At 54.3% G+C, this 17,733-nt stretch carries 16 protein-coding genes; 9 read left to right on the forward strand and 7 right to left on the reverse strand.

Features of this window, described 5'->3' with window-relative positions:
* Positions 1-29: 29 nt before the first annotated feature.
* A complete protein-coding gene (locus OEL83_13845) occupies positions 30-1,745 on the reverse strand; it encodes a hypothetical protein (protein ID MDK9708120.1) in 1,716 nt (571 codons plus the stop codon).
* A 325-nt stretch (positions 1,746-2,070) separates the two neighbouring features.
* Here OEL83_13845 and OEL83_13850 point away from each other — a divergent pair, with 325 nt between their 5' ends.
* Positions 2,071-2,571 (forward strand): rubrerythrin family protein, encoded by a 501-nt coding sequence (locus OEL83_13850; protein MDK9708121.1) that lies wholly within the window; start codon positions 2,071-2,073, stop codon positions 2,569-2,571.
* 97 nt (positions 2,572-2,668) lie between these two features.
* On the opposite strand, the gene OEL83_13855 is transcribed toward OEL83_13850, so the two are convergent.
* Positions 2,669-4,309 (reverse strand): fatty acid--CoA ligase, encoded by a 1,641-nt coding sequence (locus tag OEL83_13855; protein ID MDK9708122.1) that lies wholly within the window; start codon positions 4,307-4,309, stop codon positions 2,669-2,671.
* A 13-nt stretch (positions 4,310-4,322) separates the two neighbouring features.
* On the reverse strand, positions 4,323-5,426 hold the full coding sequence (locus tag OEL83_13860) for a hypothetical protein (GenBank protein ID MDK9708123.1): 1,104 nt from the start codon (positions 5,424-5,426) through the stop codon (positions 4,323-4,325).
* 305 nt (positions 5,427-5,731) lie between these two features.
* Between OEL83_13860 and OEL83_13865 the strand changes: the two genes are divergently transcribed.
* Positions 5,732-6,706, forward strand: a complete 975-nt coding sequence (locus OEL83_13865; protein ID MDK9708124.1) for a hypothetical protein — start codon at positions 5,732-5,734, stop codon at positions 6,704-6,706.
* A gap of 73 nt (positions 6,707-6,779) precedes the next feature.
* On the opposite strand, the gene OEL83_13870 is transcribed toward OEL83_13865, so the two are convergent.
* Positions 6,780-7,064: a hypothetical protein gene (locus tag OEL83_13870; protein ID MDK9708125.1), complete on the reverse strand. Its 285-nt coding sequence runs from the start codon at positions 7,062-7,064 to the stop codon at positions 6,780-6,782.
* 540 nt (positions 7,065-7,604) lie between these two features.
* Between OEL83_13870 and OEL83_13875 the strand changes: the two genes are divergently transcribed.
* From OEL83_13875 to OEL83_13895, 5 genes are all read left to right on the forward strand, one after another.
* The gene (locus tag OEL83_13875; GenBank protein MDK9708126.1) at positions 7,605-8,012 is read left to right on the forward strand and encodes a 4Fe-4S dicluster domain-containing protein; all 408 of its coding nucleotides are present in this window, start codon (positions 7,605-7,607) and stop codon (positions 8,010-8,012) included.
* 8 nt (positions 8,013-8,020) lie between these two features.
* Entirely contained in the window at positions 8,021-8,905 is an 885-nt protein-coding gene (locus OEL83_13880) for a CoB--CoM heterodisulfide reductase iron-sulfur subunit B family protein (protein ID MDK9708127.1), read from the forward strand.
* A 62-nt stretch (positions 8,906-8,967) separates the two neighbouring features.
* Entirely contained in the window at positions 8,968-9,765 is a 798-nt protein-coding gene (locus OEL83_13885) for a 4Fe-4S dicluster domain-containing protein (GenBank protein MDK9708128.1), read from the forward strand.
* Positions 9,766-9,808: 43 nt separating this feature from the next.
* On the forward strand, positions 9,809-11,485 hold the full coding sequence (locus tag OEL83_13890; protein ID MDK9708129.1) for an FAD-binding protein: 1,677 nt from the start codon (positions 9,809-9,811) through the stop codon (positions 11,483-11,485).
* 230 nt (positions 11,486-11,715) lie between these two features.
* Positions 11,716-12,219: a hypothetical protein gene (locus tag OEL83_13895; GenBank protein MDK9708130.1), complete on the forward strand. Its 504-nt coding sequence runs from the start codon at positions 11,716-11,718 to the stop codon at positions 12,217-12,219.
* A gap of 127 nt (positions 12,220-12,346) precedes the next feature.
* Here OEL83_13895 and OEL83_13900 read toward each other — a convergent pair whose 3' ends face one another.
* Complete coding sequence (locus OEL83_13900; protein MDK9708131.1) at positions 12,347-13,741, reverse strand: aspartate kinase; 1,395 nt, start codon at positions 13,739-13,741, stop codon at positions 12,347-12,349.
* A 389-nt stretch (positions 13,742-14,130) separates the two neighbouring features.
* On the opposite strand from OEL83_13900, the gene OEL83_13905 reads away from it, so the two are divergent.
* The gene (locus OEL83_13905) at positions 14,131-15,228 is read left to right on the forward strand and encodes a hypothetical protein (GenBank protein ID MDK9708132.1); all 1,098 of its coding nucleotides are present in this window, start codon (positions 14,131-14,133) and stop codon (positions 15,226-15,228) included.
* Between the two features lie 40 nt (positions 15,229-15,268).
* On the opposite strand, the gene OEL83_13910 is transcribed toward OEL83_13905, so the two are convergent.
* Positions 15,269-15,397, reverse strand: coding sequence for a hypothetical protein (locus tag OEL83_13910; GenBank protein ID MDK9708133.1), 129 nt, complete (start codon positions 15,395-15,397; stop codon positions 15,269-15,271).
* Between the two features lie 69 nt (positions 15,398-15,466).
* On the opposite strand from OEL83_13910, the gene OEL83_13915 reads away from it, so the two are divergent.
* Positions 15,467-16,459 (forward strand): NAD-binding protein, encoded by a 993-nt coding sequence (locus OEL83_13915; GenBank protein ID MDK9708134.1) that lies wholly within the window; start codon positions 15,467-15,469, stop codon positions 16,457-16,459.
* 124 nt (positions 16,460-16,583) lie between these two features.
* Here the strand turns inward: OEL83_13915 and OEL83_13920 are convergent, their stop codons facing one another.
* Positions 16,584-17,588, reverse strand: a complete 1,005-nt coding sequence (locus tag OEL83_13920) for an SPOR domain-containing protein (GenBank protein MDK9708135.1) — start codon at positions 17,586-17,588, stop codon at positions 16,584-16,586.
* Positions 17,589-17,733: the final 145 nt, after the last annotated feature.

Here is a 17,733-nt window from a genome sequence, read left to right on the forward strand (position 1 = left end):
TTGATGTATCGAAAAAATTTACTTGGTGATTAGTGTGCAACCCTGATTTTCTTCTCTTGTTCCCAGAGCTCGGTGGGCCCATAACCGGACAGGGTCTGCATCTGTTTGAAGGTGACGAAGGTGAAAAAGGGGCCCTCACCATCCTTTTGCAGGGCAGCAGCCTTGATATAGCGGAACTCGCCTTGTTGCACCCACCAGTCCTTGTCGACAATAACCAGTTTATCAACCGGATCGATGCCCCGATCCTTGAGGATCTTTTTCATCTCGGCCTCCAAAGACATGCTGGTCATGCCGGCGGCGGGGAAGGGTCTCGGGGCGTTGTCCTGGGCGGTTTTCTTGTCCCGCCACTCGTTATCCTGGCTGCGAACCTTGGCGATATCGCCACTCATGGTGGCAAGGGTTTCTGCCGGGATGCCCGGTAGGGATTTCAGGGATTCGAGCCTTGCAGCCATCTCTTCCATGTCAGTTTTGTTGATAATGTAAATCGGATTGCCGGAAGCCGCCGTCCAGGCTTTGTTTTTTTCAAGGATGCCGAGACTGCGGTCGATCTTGGTGCGCAGTTCGGCTACTTGATTGTCGGTCGCACCTTTTCGACCTTTTTCGTAGCCGTTGACGGCCCGGCGCAGGTCATCGATGGCCTGGCCGAGGAAGTGGGTGGATTGGCCGGTCGGGAATTGTTTGGCGTATTCGGCCAGAATGTTCTTGCCGGTAGCGAGGTTGCCATCCATACGGGCCACCAGTTCAGGTTTGCTCATATCCGGGCCGGACGGGCTGATATAGGCCGGGTCGTTGGCGGTGAGGAGGGGCTTGATCCGCGGCAACCACTGATCGTCGATTCCCGCGGCACCCTTTTCAGCGGCGGCATGGTCAATGGCGTTTTTAAAACTGCTGGCATAACTCTGCAATTCGGCGGGACGGCCGAGCGGGAAGGTTGCCTTTTCATACTCGCTCAGGACATTTTTGGCCTCAGCCAGCAGTTCCGGGTGTTCTCCCAGATATTTTGCCTCGCGCGGGGTGGTATAACCTATAAAAGTCTTGCGCCACTGTTCTATCAGCCGGCTTTGTTCCTCCGCGTCGCTTTTCCCCTTGGCCTGGGCGGTCTGCTGTTGCGCTCCCGCCTGATCGACCTGGACAAGGAGGTTGTCGAGGCGTTGTTTGGCGGCTATGACCTCGGGCTGACTGACGAGAGCCGGGTACCGCTTGGCTATCTCCTCATATTTATCGGCGGCACGGGTAAGGCTTGCCTTGCCGAGATCGCCGGTTCCAGCCTGCATGGTCTTTTCGGCGCGATCAAGGTGGCCGGTCATGCCGTTGACAGCGATTGCCGCGACACCGGCGATGGCCTGGTCGACTGAACTTTTCGCTGGGGCGGGGGCGGCAGCCGTTGCCCCTGGGCTGCTTTCAGCCCTGGGTGGAGGAGGTGCGGTGCTTGCGGCCACCGGAGCGCTCTGGCCGATCTTTCTTTGCAGCTGGTTAAGCTTACTGGAAATGGTGATAAGCTTTTTGTTGGCCGGATCGGCCGCCTTCAGTTCCTCAATCTTGACCACCGCCTCATTGATTATTGCCGCTCCCTCCTGGAGATTGCCGCTGAAAATGTTCTTTTCGGCGCTGCGCAATGCCTTATCAATATCGCTTGCCAATTGATCGCCGTTGCCTGCGGCGGTAGAAACGGTGGGAAGAACCAACGATATGGTTGAGAAAACAAGGCAAAACATGAAAATCAGACAAGGGTTTGAGCGTTGCATGGTCTTTCCTCCTGTTGGTAGGGCATAATCTTCGGGAACGACATGTTTATGCGAAATCATCGTCGCCAGGCTACCACTCGCCGTCACTTTCTGCAAGATGGCCGAGGGCGGTGGAGATGTCAGGCTTCCCAGGCCGGGCATGTATAGCCGGCTTGTCCTCTATGTTTTCTCCATTATTCTTTTCTATGCTGCCTTGAAGTCAGGCGGCAGGCGAATTATTGTGCTCAGGGATTATGAAAAAACTGCCGAAGTTGCAGGGTAATGGCACCACCAGCCGATGATGGAACAGGGTGTCTTGGTCATTCAAATATCAAGAGGAGAAAAAATGGCGACAACGACTGAAAACCTGAAAGAAGCCTTTGCTGGCGAAAGCCAGGCCAACCAAAAATACAAAGCCTATGCCAAGAAGGCGGAAAAGGATGGTTTTGCCAATATTGCCAAACTCTTCCGGACCACCGCCGAGGCCGAGCGAATTCATGCGGAAGGCCATCTTAAGGCCCTGGAGATGATCCACTCAACCGCCGAAAACCTGCAGGCGGCCATCGATGGAGAGACCTTCGAGTTCACCAAGATGTATCCGCCGATGGTCGAGCTGGCCCAGGCCGAGAGCCATAAAGCCAAGACCATGTTCAAATTTGCCGTCGATGCCGAAGAGGTCCACGCAAAGATCTACCAGAAGGCCCTTGATGCGGTGAAAAAGGGCGTGGATATGGACGTCAGCGATTTTTATCTTTGCCCGGTATGCGGCTATATAGAGGTTGGCAGCGCCCCGGAGAAATGCCCGGTTTGTGGTGCCCTGAAGAAGATTTTTGTGCAGGTTGATTGATATCCGGCTGATGTTTCCGGCAGGCTGTCGTTGGAGTTCAGCCTGCCGGAAAATGTGTTCAACAAGGCCCGGCAACGCGTATGCCTTGGTTGACGTTCTACCTGAGATGCTTTTCCCGCAATAGTTTTTTATTGATCTTGCCGACGCTGGTTTTATCTATGGTCTCAACGAATTGGACCTGCAGGAGCAGGCCGAGTTTGTTCAACAGTCCCTTGTCGATAAAGGCCTTGACATGGTTGACAAATTCCTTGAGATCGGGCTTCTTGGCATCGGCCTTGAGGACAATCAGGGCCAGCGGCCGTTCGCCCCATTTATCGTCGGCCATGCCGATGACCGCCACCTCTGATACCGCCGGGTGGAGATTGATGATGTCCTCCAGTTCCAGTGACGACAGCCACTCACCACCTATCTTGATCACATCCTTCATCCGGTCGGTGATATTAATATAGTTGTCCGGATTGATCTGGGCAACATCGCCGGTATGCAGGTAGCCGTTGCGCCAGAGATTTTCCGAGTTGCGACTGTCCTTCCAGTAGCCTTGGGTCAGCCATGGGGCGCGAACCACTATCTCGCCGACGGCGGTGCCGTCTTTGGCAACGTCGGCCATTTCCTGATCAACGACGCGCAGCTGCACCAAGGGCAGCGGCCGTCCGGTCTTGCAGCGGATATCTACCTCCATGGCGTCGGTCAGCTCCTGATTGCCGATGTGGGCCAGGCTCAATACCGGGCAGGTTTCGGACATGCCGTAACCGGAGAAGATATCTATACCCCTGGCCAGCGCCGCCTGACACATCTTCTTGGGCAGGGCGGCGCCACCGATGATTACCTTCCATTTTGTTAGATCGGTCTTGATAAAATCCGGGCAGGCCATGAGCATATGCATGATGGTCGGCACGCAGTGGGAAAAGGTTACCCCTTCCTTGGCGATGAGTTGCAGGAGGGTCGCCGGCGCGTATTTCCCTGGGTAGACCTGTTTGACCCCGACGGTGGTGGCGATGTAGGGAAATCCCCAGGCGTGGACGTGGAACATCGGGGTGATCGGCATATAGACGTCCTGCTGGTGAAAGCGGCCCTGGTGGGCGGAGGTAGCCAGGGCGGTTATAGTGCCGAGGGTGTGGAGGACAAGCTGGCGATGGCTGAAATACACACCCTTGGGCATTCCGGTGGTGCCGGTAGTGTAAAAGGTGGTCGCCCGGGTGTTTTCATCGAAGTCGGCAAAGGGGAAGTGGTCGGGGGCTGCGGTGAGGAGGTCCTCATATTCGCCCATAAAGGGCACATTGGTCTGCGGCCGGGTGGCTTCGTTTGAGAGCAGTACAATGCCCTTGACCGTGTCGATTCGGCCTTTGATTTGTTCAATGATCGGCAGGAATTCACTGTTGACGAGGAGGAAGTCGTCCTCGGCATGGTCGATGGTGTAGATGATCTGTTCCGGTGACAGACGGACATTGACGGTATGCAGTACCGCCCCGAGCATGGGGACGGCATAAAAACATTCGAGGTAGCGGTGGCTGTCCCAATCCATGATCGCCACCGTGTCGCCTGGTTTGACACCGAGCGAGGTCAGGGCATTGGCCAGACGATGCACCCGGGAGCGAAAATCGCGGTAGGTAAAACGATACTGGTCACGATAGATGATCTCCTGCTGTGGATTTTCCACCGCCGGGGCGAGAAAAAGGTTTTTGATAATGAGCGGATAATCGTAAGCGGATGCGGTTCTGCTGATAAGCGTGTTGGACATAGGTGTTTCTCCGTCAAATTTGCTGGGGTATTGCCTGGTTATTCCGGTATGTTCTCACCATCTGCGACAGTTCGCGGGTGATTGACAGCACCTTGCGTGCAAGATCGGGGTGAAGCGACCCCGTACCGCAGGAGGGTGCGATGAAGGTCTGGGCCATCAATTGCTGCTCGCTGAAACCGAAGGCAGTCAAAGACTCCAACTGTACCAACCATTTATCAAAAAGTGAAGCTGCGGATTCCTCCGCCACGGCCAGCGGGTCGCCGGTCGGCACGATTCCCCAGGCGAGGATGCCGCCCCTGGCGAGAAAGGCGGACAGCTGTTCTTTGTACAGGATGAAATTATTAAAATAGGAATAGGCGTCGAAGCTGATGATATCGGTGTCCGAGGTAAGGGGCGGGGCCCAGTCACCGTTGGCGCAGATATGTATCCCGGCAAGCCCTCCGGCACCCTTGATGGCGGCGATGACCTCACCAACGGCCAGGCTGGCCATCTCGCCGGAGACACCGGAAAAGCCACTTGTGCCGAAACTCACCAAACCCGGTTCGTCGATAAAGAGAATCGGATGGGCCCCTTTGGTGAACCGGAGCAACTCACCGACCTGCCAAGCAGCCTTCAAGGCGATATGCTTGATGAGCATATCTCGCAGATTATCGTTGTAAAGGATCGAGTTGCCGCTTTCGTCCTTAACGCCAATGCCGGTAGTGACCGGGCCGGTGACCTGGCCTTTGATGGTCAGCGGTGACGACTGGGTTTTTTCAAGGTAATCGATCAGGGTAAAAAAGCCGGCGGCGGAATCTGCGCCCAGAGCAAAACGGGATGTTTGGAGAAAAGCCGGGCTGGCAATTGCCTGCAGATAGTCCTCGTAAAAGGCGGCCATTTCCTCTGCAAAACCGGGCCCGGCGGAATCGATCCAGTAGCGCTTGCCGTCATCGATCAGCCCTGGGAAACCTGTGAGAAACTGGCGGATCATCCCTTCTCGGGGATTTTTCGGTAGCTGCGGCCACAGGGGTATTTCCGGGGTGTGGGCAAGAATGAGCTGCAGTGCCTCGGCGTGATCGGTAAGAGGCAGACTGCCGATGAGAACAGGTAGGCAGTCTGCGGCGACAGGAGGTTTCATTGGTTCTGCCCGAGGTTTTGTCTTGCCTGCCCGGAACCACAGGAGTCGGGGCAACTGGGCTGTTGCGAAATACCCTGCTCCCTGGTGGACGATGATCGCCTGGTTGGTCTTGTCATATTGATTGAGGGCAATTTGGGATTTTTGCCTGGATTGCAGCTGCTCTTCGCTGTTGCAGTTCTGCCGAATATTGTCTTTAATGGGTGTCGCAAAATGTTGTCTTCGTGTTCATTCCCCCGCATTCTTAGAAAGTGCACGGCAGACTGTCAACAGGGAAATAATCCATGGTTCAAGGAATACCAGATCATATGATACGGGCAATCATCTCTTTTTTAGCGAGTGTGTTGACTGCAGTGCAGGGGGTTCTCTTATACACCGGGGAAAAGGGCCTGTGTCTCAACGATGGTTGCGCAATTGTCGACAGTATGACCAAGGTTTCCCCCCTGGTCTTCAATATCGCCGGGTTTGTGTTTTTCCAGGTCCTCTTTTGGCTGTTCTGGTGTGGCCGAAAGGGTGCCGGCTATTGGCATAAGCTGGCCCGATTGCTTCTCCTTGCCGGGCTGTCGGCTGAAGCGGTACTGGTGTTTTTTCAGCAGGCAATCGCTACGGTATTCTGCTCCTATTGCTTAGTGATCTTTGCAATTATTGTCCTTCTCAACATATGCTGCGGCCTGCTCCAGCTGTTTCGCGGGCTGGTCATTTTTGCTGCCGTCTTCGTCACCTGTCTCAGCTTGCAGTTCAGCAGTTCTGCCGGCGGTAAGGAGAAAACCCTTGACTCGGGAAGCATGGCGATGCTTGCCGGCAAGCAGGGTGGAGCAGGGCTGTATCTCTTCTTCTCCTCTACCTGCAGTCACTGCGAAAAAGTGATTGAGGCTATCGGCAGTGACAATATCTGCAGCGTGCGCTTTAATCCTATTGATGAAATTGAACAATTGCAGGTTACAGGGGCGACGATATTCCCAGACTACGATATACAGGTCAACCGCTCGCTGTTGCAGACCCTGTCAATTAAAGAAATCCCCGTATTACTGGCGATGACGAAGGATGACACCCGTGTGCTCAAAGGAGAAAAACGCATCAGGGATTACCTTGATGAAAATTGCCGGCCTGTCCGGGTCAAGGAGTTTTCAGGAGTTTCCAGTGCTCGTCCTTCAGGGTACTCGTTTCTGCCGGGATCGGAAAAACCTGAGGATGATGCCTGCGCGGTCGACACCGATTGCGATACCCCGCCTCTTCCCGGTGTTGGCGGGACGTCGGGTGATTCGGCAAAGCCGCTGCAATAAAAGCCTTTCTTGACGCGCCCGGCAGCAGACCCGCAGGCGCAGGATAGGAGTTTTGATACGAAGAAGTGTTCCGTCAGCTGAGGAGATCTTGCAACTCTTCTCTGGTGAGCATAGACCGTGGTGTCAGTTTGCGCCGATTGGCTATGACCCTTTGGTCATGGTTTTTCCGCCGGTCTACGCCTAGCCGGGATTTGGTGAGGGAACGTAACCATCCCAAGAAGCCGCGGGAGTGCCTTTCCGTGGCGGTTCGGCGGTCAAATCGCCGCTCCTGGTTGATCCGGCGGTCAGAGACCCTTCGGCAGCTGTGCGGCCGCCGTCTTTCAGTCCCGTCCCAAAGGAGTTTCACTGGAGCATTCATGGTTTTGCTGTCCTGCAAAGTAATTGATAATCTGGTAGTTACCTTACTGAAAACAAAGGCCACGACTCTACACAAACGACAATTCTTTGGCAAGCACTTCCAGTGCATTTCGAAGGCATAAAATGCCCTTCCTTCCCTCCTGCTTTTGAAAACTGTCGGATGCAGGTCGATTAGGCACCAGTATCCCCAAAGGGATCCCCGCTGTCCTAATCCCTGGAAAAAAAACCCAAGGCGCAAGCAAAAACCATTTCCGGGATCTAGGTATAAAATGAAGCCTCATTCATCAATAGCATATTATCTTCCTGGTATAACGTTAAAAAAAGGCTATTGAAAAAATTATCTAATCTGTTAAATATAGTTCCGGAAATGTAGTGGCGAGTCTCCCGCTTGGCCGGGAACGGCTCTGATAGACTGTCTGTGGATAAAGGCTTGCGCCGGCAGTATACCGGTGGGTTTTTTGGCTTGGTATTTTTTCTGCCCGATTCTGCCCGAAAGTATCACGGGCGGGCAAAACTTATTCGACCTTGAAAGAGAAGAAACATGACCTTAATGATTACTGCCCAGACTCAATCATTGCAGGCGATTGAGAAACTCAATGAACTGAGTGGCGAAAGTGTGAAGCTGTGCATGCAATGCGCCACCTGTACCGGTATGTGTCCCATGGCCCAGGAGATGGATTTCAGTCCTCGCAAGGTGATGCACATGGCCCAATTCGGTCTGGTGGAGAGATTGGCGGGTATCAATAGCTTCTGGAAGTGTGCGTCGTGCCACGCCTGTTCGGTGAAATGTCCGAGGGGGATCGATATCGCCAAAGTCATGGAGGCCCTGCGGCAGCAGGTATTGCGCAAGAGCCATAATTATATTGAGCCGTCTCAGCTTCCGCCGGCACTCATTGCCGAGATGCCGCAGATAGCCCTGGTTGCCGGATTTAGAAAATTCACCTGTTAAGGAGAGCAATGAAGATCAGTTACTACCCAGGCTGTACCTTGAAGACCAAAGCCAAGAACCTGGACAGGGCGGCGATTGCCTCTCTGGAGGCTCTGGGTGTCGAGGTGAAAGAAATCGACCGATGGAATTGTTGCGGGGCGGTACACTCCCTGACCGCCGATGATTTGATCCATCAGGTTGGGCCGGTGCGCAATCTGGTGCGCGCCAAGGAACAGGGGGCAGACAAATTGGTGACCCTGTGTTCGATGTGCTACAACACCCTGGCGCGGGCCAACCAGATCATGAAAAACGATGCGGTGAAAAGAGACACCATCAATCGTTTCATGGATGAGGAAATCGATTATGCCGGTGAGGTTGAGGTCGTCCATTATCTGACCTTTCTGCAGGAGGCCATCGGCTGGGATGCTCTGCGGGCAAGGGTCAAGGTGCCCCTCACCGACCTGCGGGTTGCTCCCTACTACGGGTGCACCCTACACCGGCCGGCAGAGGTCGGTATCGAACCTTTCGGCAATTTTAATTTGATGACCGGGATGCTTGAGGCCCTTGGCGCGACGGTGCTGCCCTTTGCCGCCGCTGATAAATGCTGCGGATCCTACCAGGTGCTTGGGACGGCGGCCGGGACCAACAGCGCCGCCGCGGCAATTCTCAATCTCGCAGCCGGGGCCGGCATCGAGGCCTTGGCCACCAGCTGCCCGCTTTGTGAGTATAATCTTGGCAAGCAACAACCGCAGATGCTGGCAGGGGGGCGGATCGGCAAAAACATTCCGACCTACTACTTCAGCCAGCTGCTGGCGGTGGCCCTGGGGCTTGATGAAAAACTCTGCCACTTCGAGCTGAACGACCAGGTCAGTATCGAACTGTTGCAGAGCAAAAAATGTCTGGCCGCAGCGTGAGCAAAGAGGCCGGGATTTCCGCAGGAAACGCAAATTATCGAGCATTATTGGAGATATGAATCATGTGTGAAGCAGACCAGAAAACAACGAAAAAGACTCCCAGAGTAGCAACCGGGGACAGGGCCATTCTGCCGGAAGGTGCCAAGGCCATACCAGTCTATATCATGGGCAAAAGGTACGAGGTGCCGGAAACCCTCACCATCATGAAGGCCATGGAGTTTGCCGGCTTTAAATTCCTGCGCGGTGCCGGCTGTCGCGGCGGCATCTGCGGCGCCTGTCCGACGGTATACCGGATGGCCGGTGACTATAAGCTGCACTTCGGGCTCGCCTGCCAGACCGTGGTGGCAGCGGATATGTATCTTGCCCAGATCCCCTTTTACCCCGCCAACCGCGCCAGCTACAACATTAACGAGATCGGCGGCCTGCCCGAGGCAATTCATGCCCTGTATCCCGAGCTGTTTCGCTGTGTTGCCTGCAACCAGTGCACCAAGGCCTGCCCCATGGACGTTGATGTCCTCGGTTATATCTCCGCCCTCAAGCAAGGCAATATCGAAAAGGCGGCGCGGCTGTCCTTTGACTGCATCCAGTGTGGATTGTGCGCCAGCCGCTGCATGGGAGAAATTCCCCAATACCAGATAGCCCAACTGGCCCGGCGGGTCTATGGCAAATATATCCTGCCCCAGGCGGAACATCTGAAAGCGAGGGTTGAAGCCATTGAAAGCGGCAAATATGAAACCATGCTCAGTGAATTGGCGGCGGCAAGCAAAGAGGAACTGCAAAAGCAATATGTGGAGCGGGAGAGGGAACCCGATTTCGCCGAGAGAGGTTCCTGGCAGCCGAAAGAAACTCGCTACCTATAATGAATTACCATCGATCCTCTGCTTGGATTAAGGAGATATAACAATGGCATACACACCAGAATTACAAGAACTGATTAAAAAAGTCGAGGCGACCCGTCCGGCGCGGGTGGCCATGGCCAAACGCAATGAAAACTATCCGGCCCTCTCCATGCAGGAGCGGGAGGAGGTCCTGTCGAAATTCCATCCTGATTATCAAGAAAGCGGCAAGCGTAAGGTGGCGGTTGGTCCGAATAAAGGTGACATTTATCAGGAAGGCGTCGCCGCCCTGCTCGAGTCGAAATCGATGGTCCGGCCCGACAAGGTTGACCTGACCAAGATCGATTTTGATACCGACGTCCTCGTTCTCGGCGGCGGTGGAGCAGGCACCTCGGCGGCGATCATGGCGGCCGATGGCGGCTGCAAGGTCATCATTGCCACCAAGCTGCGTCACGGTGATTCCAACACCATCATGGCCGAAGGCGGCATCCAGGCGGCAACCCACGAATGCGACTCGCCGTATTACCACTTCATGGATACCATCGGCGGCGGCCATTTTGCCAATCAGCGTGACCTGGTAGCGGCCCTGGCTAACGATGCGCCGCTGTCCATCGCCTGGCTGGAGAGCCTGGGGATGATCTTCAATAAGTACGAAGACGGCCGTACGGTTGTTCGCCACTGCGGCGGCTCGTCGCGCAAGAGACTGCAGTCGTCGGGCGATATGACTGGCGCCGAGATCATGCGGGTGGTACGCGACGAGGTCCGTAACCGGGGCGAGCAAATCACCACCCTCGAATTCAGTCCGGCGGTTGAACTGCTCCTTGACAAGGACGGCAAATGCGGCGGTGCCATCCTCTTCAACATGGAGACCAAAGAGTTCTCCATAGTCCGGGCGAAGGCGGTCATCATCTCCACCGGCGGCTTCGGTCGTCTGCATATCAAAGGTTTCGCCACTACCAACCATTATGGTGCCACCATGGACGGCGTGGTTATGGCCTATCGCGCCGGCGTCGGCAACAAGGATCTGCATTCCACCCAGTATCATCCGACCGGGGTTGCCTATCCGGAGCAGAACGTCGGCCTGCTCATTACCGAAAAAGTCCGCGGCCTTGGCGCCCACGTCCTCAATATCGACGGCGAGCAGTTCTGCTTCCCACTCGAACCCCGCGATGTTGAATCGGCGGAGCTGATCTGCGAGGCAATGGAGAAAGGCAAGGGGATCATCACCCCGACCGGACGGGTTGGCCTTTGGCTTGATTCGCCGATGATCGAGGAATTGCACGGTCCGGGCACTGTGAAGAAAGAACTGCCGGCCAAGTTCATCCAGTTTGAGCGGCATGGTATCGATATCAGCAAGGAGCCGATGCTCGTGTATCCAACCCTGCATTACCAGAACGGTGGTATCAATATCAACGGCAATACCGAGACCGTCGTGCCGGGACTGTATGCGGCCGGCGAGGCGATCGGTGGGGTGCATGGCGAGAACCGGTTGATGGGCAACAGCCTGCAGGATATCATTACCTTTGGCCGCCGTGCCGGCAAGAATGCCGCAGCCTACGTCAAGGCGGGCGTCGAGCTCAAGGCCTTAACCCTTGATCATGTGGTCAAGTTTGAGAAAGAGCTTGCCGATGCCGGAATTGACAATCCGGCGGTGGCGCCGATCCTTCTCCCCGATTACTCAACCGATGAGGTTGCTGAACGTCGTTGGCCGGAGGCGAAGACGGTTGTGGAGACCATCCGCTAAACTGCGTATTAACAGAACGGGGCAGAACGGGTTTTTCCTGCCCGCCAATCAACCGCTGGGGCCGTTCAAGGCCGCAGCGGTTTTTTGTTTTTCAGGTACCCTCCTCAAGCGGGCAGAGGGCTTTATAAAAATGGGCAATGGAATTACGACAGATTCTGTGGTAAACATGTCAGCTTGGGAAACGGGAGATCGACTTCATTTTGTGGTTTTCTGCAAAACAGGGGAGCTGGATGAAAAGCAATTTTATTACCACTGTTTACGGGCCGGCCACTCCGGGAATCATTAAGGTCTTGGCGCAGGCCACCCGCGGCTTGGGCGGAGAGTGGTTGACCAGCAAGCTCATCCGACTTGATGGGCAATTTGCCGCGATAATGAACGTTGTTGTTGCTCAGGACCAGGAAAGTGCCCTGAAGTCGAATTTGGAAGCGAGATTCCCTTCCCTGAGTTTTGTATACGCCCCGGTTAATCCTGCTCCTCGGGAGAAGACCAAAACCATCAAGCTCGTCGTTGATTGTATTGACAGACGCGGGTTGACCGGTGACCTGAGCAGCATTCTCGCCAATCTTGATATCGGGGTAGAAGACATGGAATGCAAGCGGTTCGCCATGGATGGTATTGACGACACCGTTTTTTCGGCGCGATTGACCCTTTCGGTTCCCCTTGATGCGGACAGCGAGATTATCGCTGAGGAGATCGAAACTTTGTCGGAGGACGTGCGGGTAAATATCCTCTGACAAGGCGTTAAAAGAACCTAGGCTTGTCGGAGGTTTTACAAGGAAAAGGGGCGGTACCGAAAATTCGGTGCCGCCCCTTTTTTATGTCATTTTTACATCAAGCGTTACCTGCAGCGGCTACCTCTGTTCAGCTCAGTTCTTCGCAGAGCGCCCGGTGCAGGGAGCGCTGGGCCTGGACAAAATGGTCGCGAAGCACCGTAAACTGCATATTGGTCTGCCTGGTGGTCTGGGATACCGAGAGAATGTTGATGCCTTCATCGGCCAGGGCTTGCGCGGCCCTGGCGAGTATGCCGGGTTTGGCTATATTCGAGCCGATGGCACAGACGATGGCAACGTTTTTGGTGGTGACGACCTCGAAGTGTTTGCGCATATCTTCGACCAGGGATTGCGAGCAGTCCTTTTCGGCGATAATGACGTCAATGGTGTTGGCGTTGGTCGCCTTGTTGATATAGCTGACGTTGTGATCCTGCAGGATCTTCATGATTCGCATATCAAAACCGACCTCGCCGACCATCCGGGTGTCATGAATTTCCAGGCAGGTTACCGTTTTTGAGCCGGTTACGATTTCCGTCTTGGATTGCGGGCAGATATAGTCCTTGGTTATCAAGGTGCCGCTGTGACTGGGGTCAAAGGCATTCATTACTCGAATGGATATCCCGGCAACTTCCAGCGGTTTTGAGGCCTTGGGATGGATGGCTTCCATGCCGACATCGGCCAGCTGATCGGCGACATCAAAGTTGGTATTGCCGACTGGATGCACCTTGCCTTCACCGATGATTACCGGATCCCCCGAACAGAGGTGGTATTCCTTGTGGATCACCGCCTCACTGGCGCCAAGCAGGCAGGCGATTTTTGAAAAGGTCACCTCTGAATAGCCGCGGTCAAACTCCCGCATAATCCCTTCCGTACCCTTGGTGTAGCCGGTGGCGACGCAGATGGTCGTGGTTGGATCGAGTTTTGCGAAGGTGTGGCGAATGCGCTCATCAATGGTCCGCTCGCGCCGTTCCTGCCAGCCGCTCAGATCGACGAAGGTGGCGTTGTATCCGAGGTTTTGCAAAATATTGGCGCTGTTGAAGGCGCTGTGCATCTCACCGATCGAGGCAAGCAACTCCCGAGCGGCCAGGAGGACTTCGTTGCGATTGACGTAACCGGAGGAAATGACGTTGTCCATGCTCTTTAAGATATTGACGGCGAAGGAGATGCGTTCGCAGACAAATTGGTCGGCAATCGCAATGTTGAGGCCGATACTCTCAAAGTTGCGGTTCATTTCACAAAGCCGGTTCTGCAGGCTGATCATCGCCGGTTCGTACTCGGCATTTTGCTGAAAGCTCTGGTAGATTCCCGGTTGACCGGTCTTTTTATGTTCGAGTAGTTCGTTGGTGACTCCGGAATAGGCGGAAACCACGTAGATTCTGTTATAAATGTCATTTTTGTCTTTAAGGATGACGTTTTTCAACACCTCCCCGAACCGGGACATGGTGGTGCCACCGATTTTTTCAATTCGAAGCCTGCTTGCAGCCATTATATTTCACCGAGTGATTAGAGCCCAGCCGCCGATTCCGAGCAAAATGCACAATGAATTCAAGGTAAACACTCATGTGCGGAACAATACATCAAAGGCGCCTGTATCCTATCGCAAAGATTTTCCGCCTGCAACTGATTTCCTGATGGAATGGAAGTGGCGGCAATCGGCCTGTTTTTTCCTTTAGGTAGCATGGAGTAAGACTCTAAGTCCTTGTCAAAAAAACATTTTAAAGATTGGGTATTAAATAATCAGGTTAATTTTTGCCGGCTTCTAAACTTTCGGTCTTAGTCAACCGATACAGACTGGAGCGTGTTTTTTGTTGCATATGTCAAGGATGACTGCACCACGCTCTCCATCCCACAACACCAGCCAGGGAGGGCCGGCTCATGAGAATTGCTGATTCCGCAATCCAGCTGTATTCGAAAAACACCGCATTTGCATCTTATCAAAAACGTGAATCCCTGACCGTTTGGCACAATGGTGGGGAGCCGAGAGTCACTGGGGCAAACGGCCGAAGGGGGCGGGAGCTTGATCCAGACAAAGAGATACATCGTCTGGCCGACAAGGTATCCCTGTCTTCACCAGCTGCGGTAAAAAAACGTGAGGTGCAGCCCGCCGAGCTTGAGATCCCCGAAGAACAGGAGATGATGAGCGATCTCAATCTGCGTATTCTCCAGGCGCTTTTTGAAAAACTCACTGGCCGGAAGTTTCAGACCATCGATCCGCTGAAGGTGTCCGGAGCTGTCGTCGAAAATGCCCCGGTGGTTGCGGGTTCTGAAGGGACCGAGGCAGTGGCACCACCGGAAAACAGCAGTGCCGGGTACGGGCTGGTGTACGAGTATCACGAATCCCAATATGAATATGAGAAGATCGAGTTTGCCGCAGCGGGGGTCATTACCACAACTGATGGCCGGACTATCGATTTCTCGGCAAGTCTCAGCATGAGCCGGGAATTTTACAGCGAACAAAATATCAATATCCGTGCCGGAGACGCTCTGAAGGATCCGCTGGTGGTCAATTTTTCCGGCACCGCCGCCCAGCTGACCGAGCGGAATTTTGCCTTTGATATCGATGTCGATGGCAGCGCCGAGCAAATAGCCTTTGTGTCCCCCGGCAGCGGTTTTCTCGCTCTCGACAAAAATAGTGACGGGATGATCAATGACGGTAGCGAACTCTTCGGTACCGCTTCCGGTAACGGTTTTGCCGATCTCAGCGCCTACGACGCCGACGGCAATAATTGGATTGACGAAAATGATGCGATCTATGAAAGCCTGCGTATCTGGTCACGTAACAGCAGCGGCGAAGAGCAGCTGCTGGCCCTTGGCCAGGTCGGCATCGGCGCCCTGTATCTCGGTCATATCGAAACGGCCTTTTCCGTCAAGGACGCGGAGAATGCACTGCTTGGCCAGGTGCGGGAGACCGGGCTGGCACTGCTGGAGAGCGGCCAGGCCGTCACTATGCAGCAGATCGATCTGGTCGCATAGGCGCTGCTTGCCCATCCATCAGGCCATTTTTGCCAACGGTTCAGCCGGAACAGAGCACTTCCTGTTGTTTTAGTTTCACCTGCTTGCGGCGAGGGTTTCTCGCCGTCGCCACGGTTTGCCGAAGATCTCCAGTCGCACGGAAATGCCGTGGCAGCGAGGTACCATTCATGGTAAATACCCTCCATGGTTGCAACCGTTGCGGAAATCAATCGGCAACGAGCTTGCCTCTTGCAAACCCATGGACTTCTTTAGACTCAAACTCTCGCTTTTCCTCCTGCTAGCGACAATCGCTTTTGGTACTTCCGGATATGTTCTGGTTGAGGGCATGCATTTATTTGATGCCTTTTACATGACTATCATAACCATCAGCAGCGTCGGCTTCATGGAGGTGCAGCCCCTCTCCAACTCCGGCAGAGGAATCACTATCGTTATCATTATCCTGGGCATCAGCCTTTTGACCTATACCCTTGGGCAGGTTGCCCGTATCTTTGTGGAAGGTGAGCTTAGGAGAGTTCTCGGGAGAAGAAAATTGGAAAAACAGATTGCCAAGTTGCAGGACCACTATATTATTTGCGGCTACGGCCGGATAGGCCAGGTCATTGTCAAGGAACTCAAGACTGCAAGGATACCCCTGGTGGTGATCGAGCAGGATCCGGCAAGCATTGAGATCCTGGAAGATGAAGGTGTACTCTATCTCAATATGGATGCCACCTCCGACGAGGCCTTGAATGCCGCCGGCCTCGCCCGTGCCAGAGGCTTGGTGACGGCGGTCAGTTCCGATGCCGACAACGTCTTTATTGCCCTTTCCGCCAAGGGCTTGCGCCCGGACATCTTCATCCTCGCCCGGGCCTCGGATGTGCAGAACGAAAACAAACTGCTGCGGGCCGGGGCCTCACGGGTGGTTTGTCCGTACCAGATGGGCGGGCGGCGGATGGCGGAGATCCTTCACAAACCGACGGTGGTTGATTTTCTTGATCAGACGATGATGCATACCGAACTCGGCCTGCAGATGGAGGAGGCAATCATCGGCAAGGGGTCGCCGATCATCGGCAAGACCTTGGTCAGCAGTAATCTCCGCCAGGATTTTGGCGTTATCATCGTCGCTATCAAAAGGGTTACCGGTGAGATGATTTTCAATCCGGGACCCGGCGAGATCTTTAACGCCAACGATGTCATTGTTGCCATCGGCAAAAAGGCGGAATTGCGACGGATGTCCCAGGTCGTCTACTGATCCTTTTTCAGCTACGCTCTCATCCTCTTCCGGCCGAATATCCTTCCTGGGAGTTTTTTTATAAAGTATCATCTGCAGGCAAGGCTTGTTTTCGAATATTCGCCGTACCGAAGGAGGAAATACCTTATGGTAATGTCGAACGGGACACCGCCTGACAAGGAAGTCCTTGGTCCACCAGCTCCCGGCATTGGCTGTTTGCCCCCTCGGCGGTATAGAAGGCCCCGACATAAAGAAAAAAGCTTTCTTCCACTGTGCCAAGAACATACGGAACAACTCCGGTTGCTGCAGTCTTTTTATAGGTTGCGGCGAGTTCTTCCTTGTTGCTAAAGATTCCGATACGGGCGGCATATGGGGTTTTTTTGACAGATTTTCCGGTGAGATGGTGTTTGACAAGGGCGCTTTTTGCCTCGGCCTCGGTCGCAAAGGCCCCGGTAAAGAGCCGGTATTTATCTCCTTCGTCATCAAGCGAGACCTTCACCCAATAACAGGTCAGGCCTTTTTTCTTGTAGAAGGATATTGCCTGTTGGGCATTGGAATGTTTAGAGAGGGTTTCGAGGAGGATGGAAAATGGGTGGTTGCCTGCAGAGAGGTGTACCATTTCCATACCATTTTTCTCTTCGGCCTGGGTCTTTTTCACCGGTTTTTGTTGCGGTACGGCCTCCGGTTGTTTTCGTGGTGCCCGCTTCACCTGGGTGGAGTAGGGGTCAACCATCTGGTTTTCCTCAGTCTCACCGGTATCGGTGAGGAGGCCGATTAAAACTGGTGGTTGCCGGTCAGCGGGAGTGTCAGGTGCTGCCTGGTGCGGCACGGTGTCCGGAGCGGCGGCAGCGCTGGCCACCTGCTGAGGATCCATGGGGGCAAGGGCAGTTTCCGGTGTAGCAGCAGATTTCGGTTTATCTTCTATAGATATTGACGGTTCAACAGGCACTGTCGGTGTTGCGGCGGGAAGGGCACGTTCCAGGTCTTGTGGTGGGGAAAGCACTGCGACAGGCGTTTTTTCAGCTGGAGCAGCAGGCTTTATCTGCGGCACCGGTAATACCGGAGCCGTCGGGGCTCTGAAGACGATCACCGCGAAAAGTACAACGGCGAGGATCGAGAAGATAAGTATTGCAGCAAAAAGTTTCTTCATCTGTTTTCTTCTTCACAAATAGAGGACATACGGGTGAATCTGATTTAAGAGCCTTTCTTTACCATGGGTTTACGGGACGATCAAGTTGTGCATTACTGGGTTTTTCCGGACCTCCCCGCCGCCCGTCATTCCTGTTGACATGGTT

Source organism: Desulforhopalus sp. (assembly GCA_030247675.1).
Classification (GTDB): domain Bacteria; phylum Desulfobacterota; class Desulfobulbia; order Desulfobulbales; family Desulfocapsaceae; genus Desulforhopalus_A.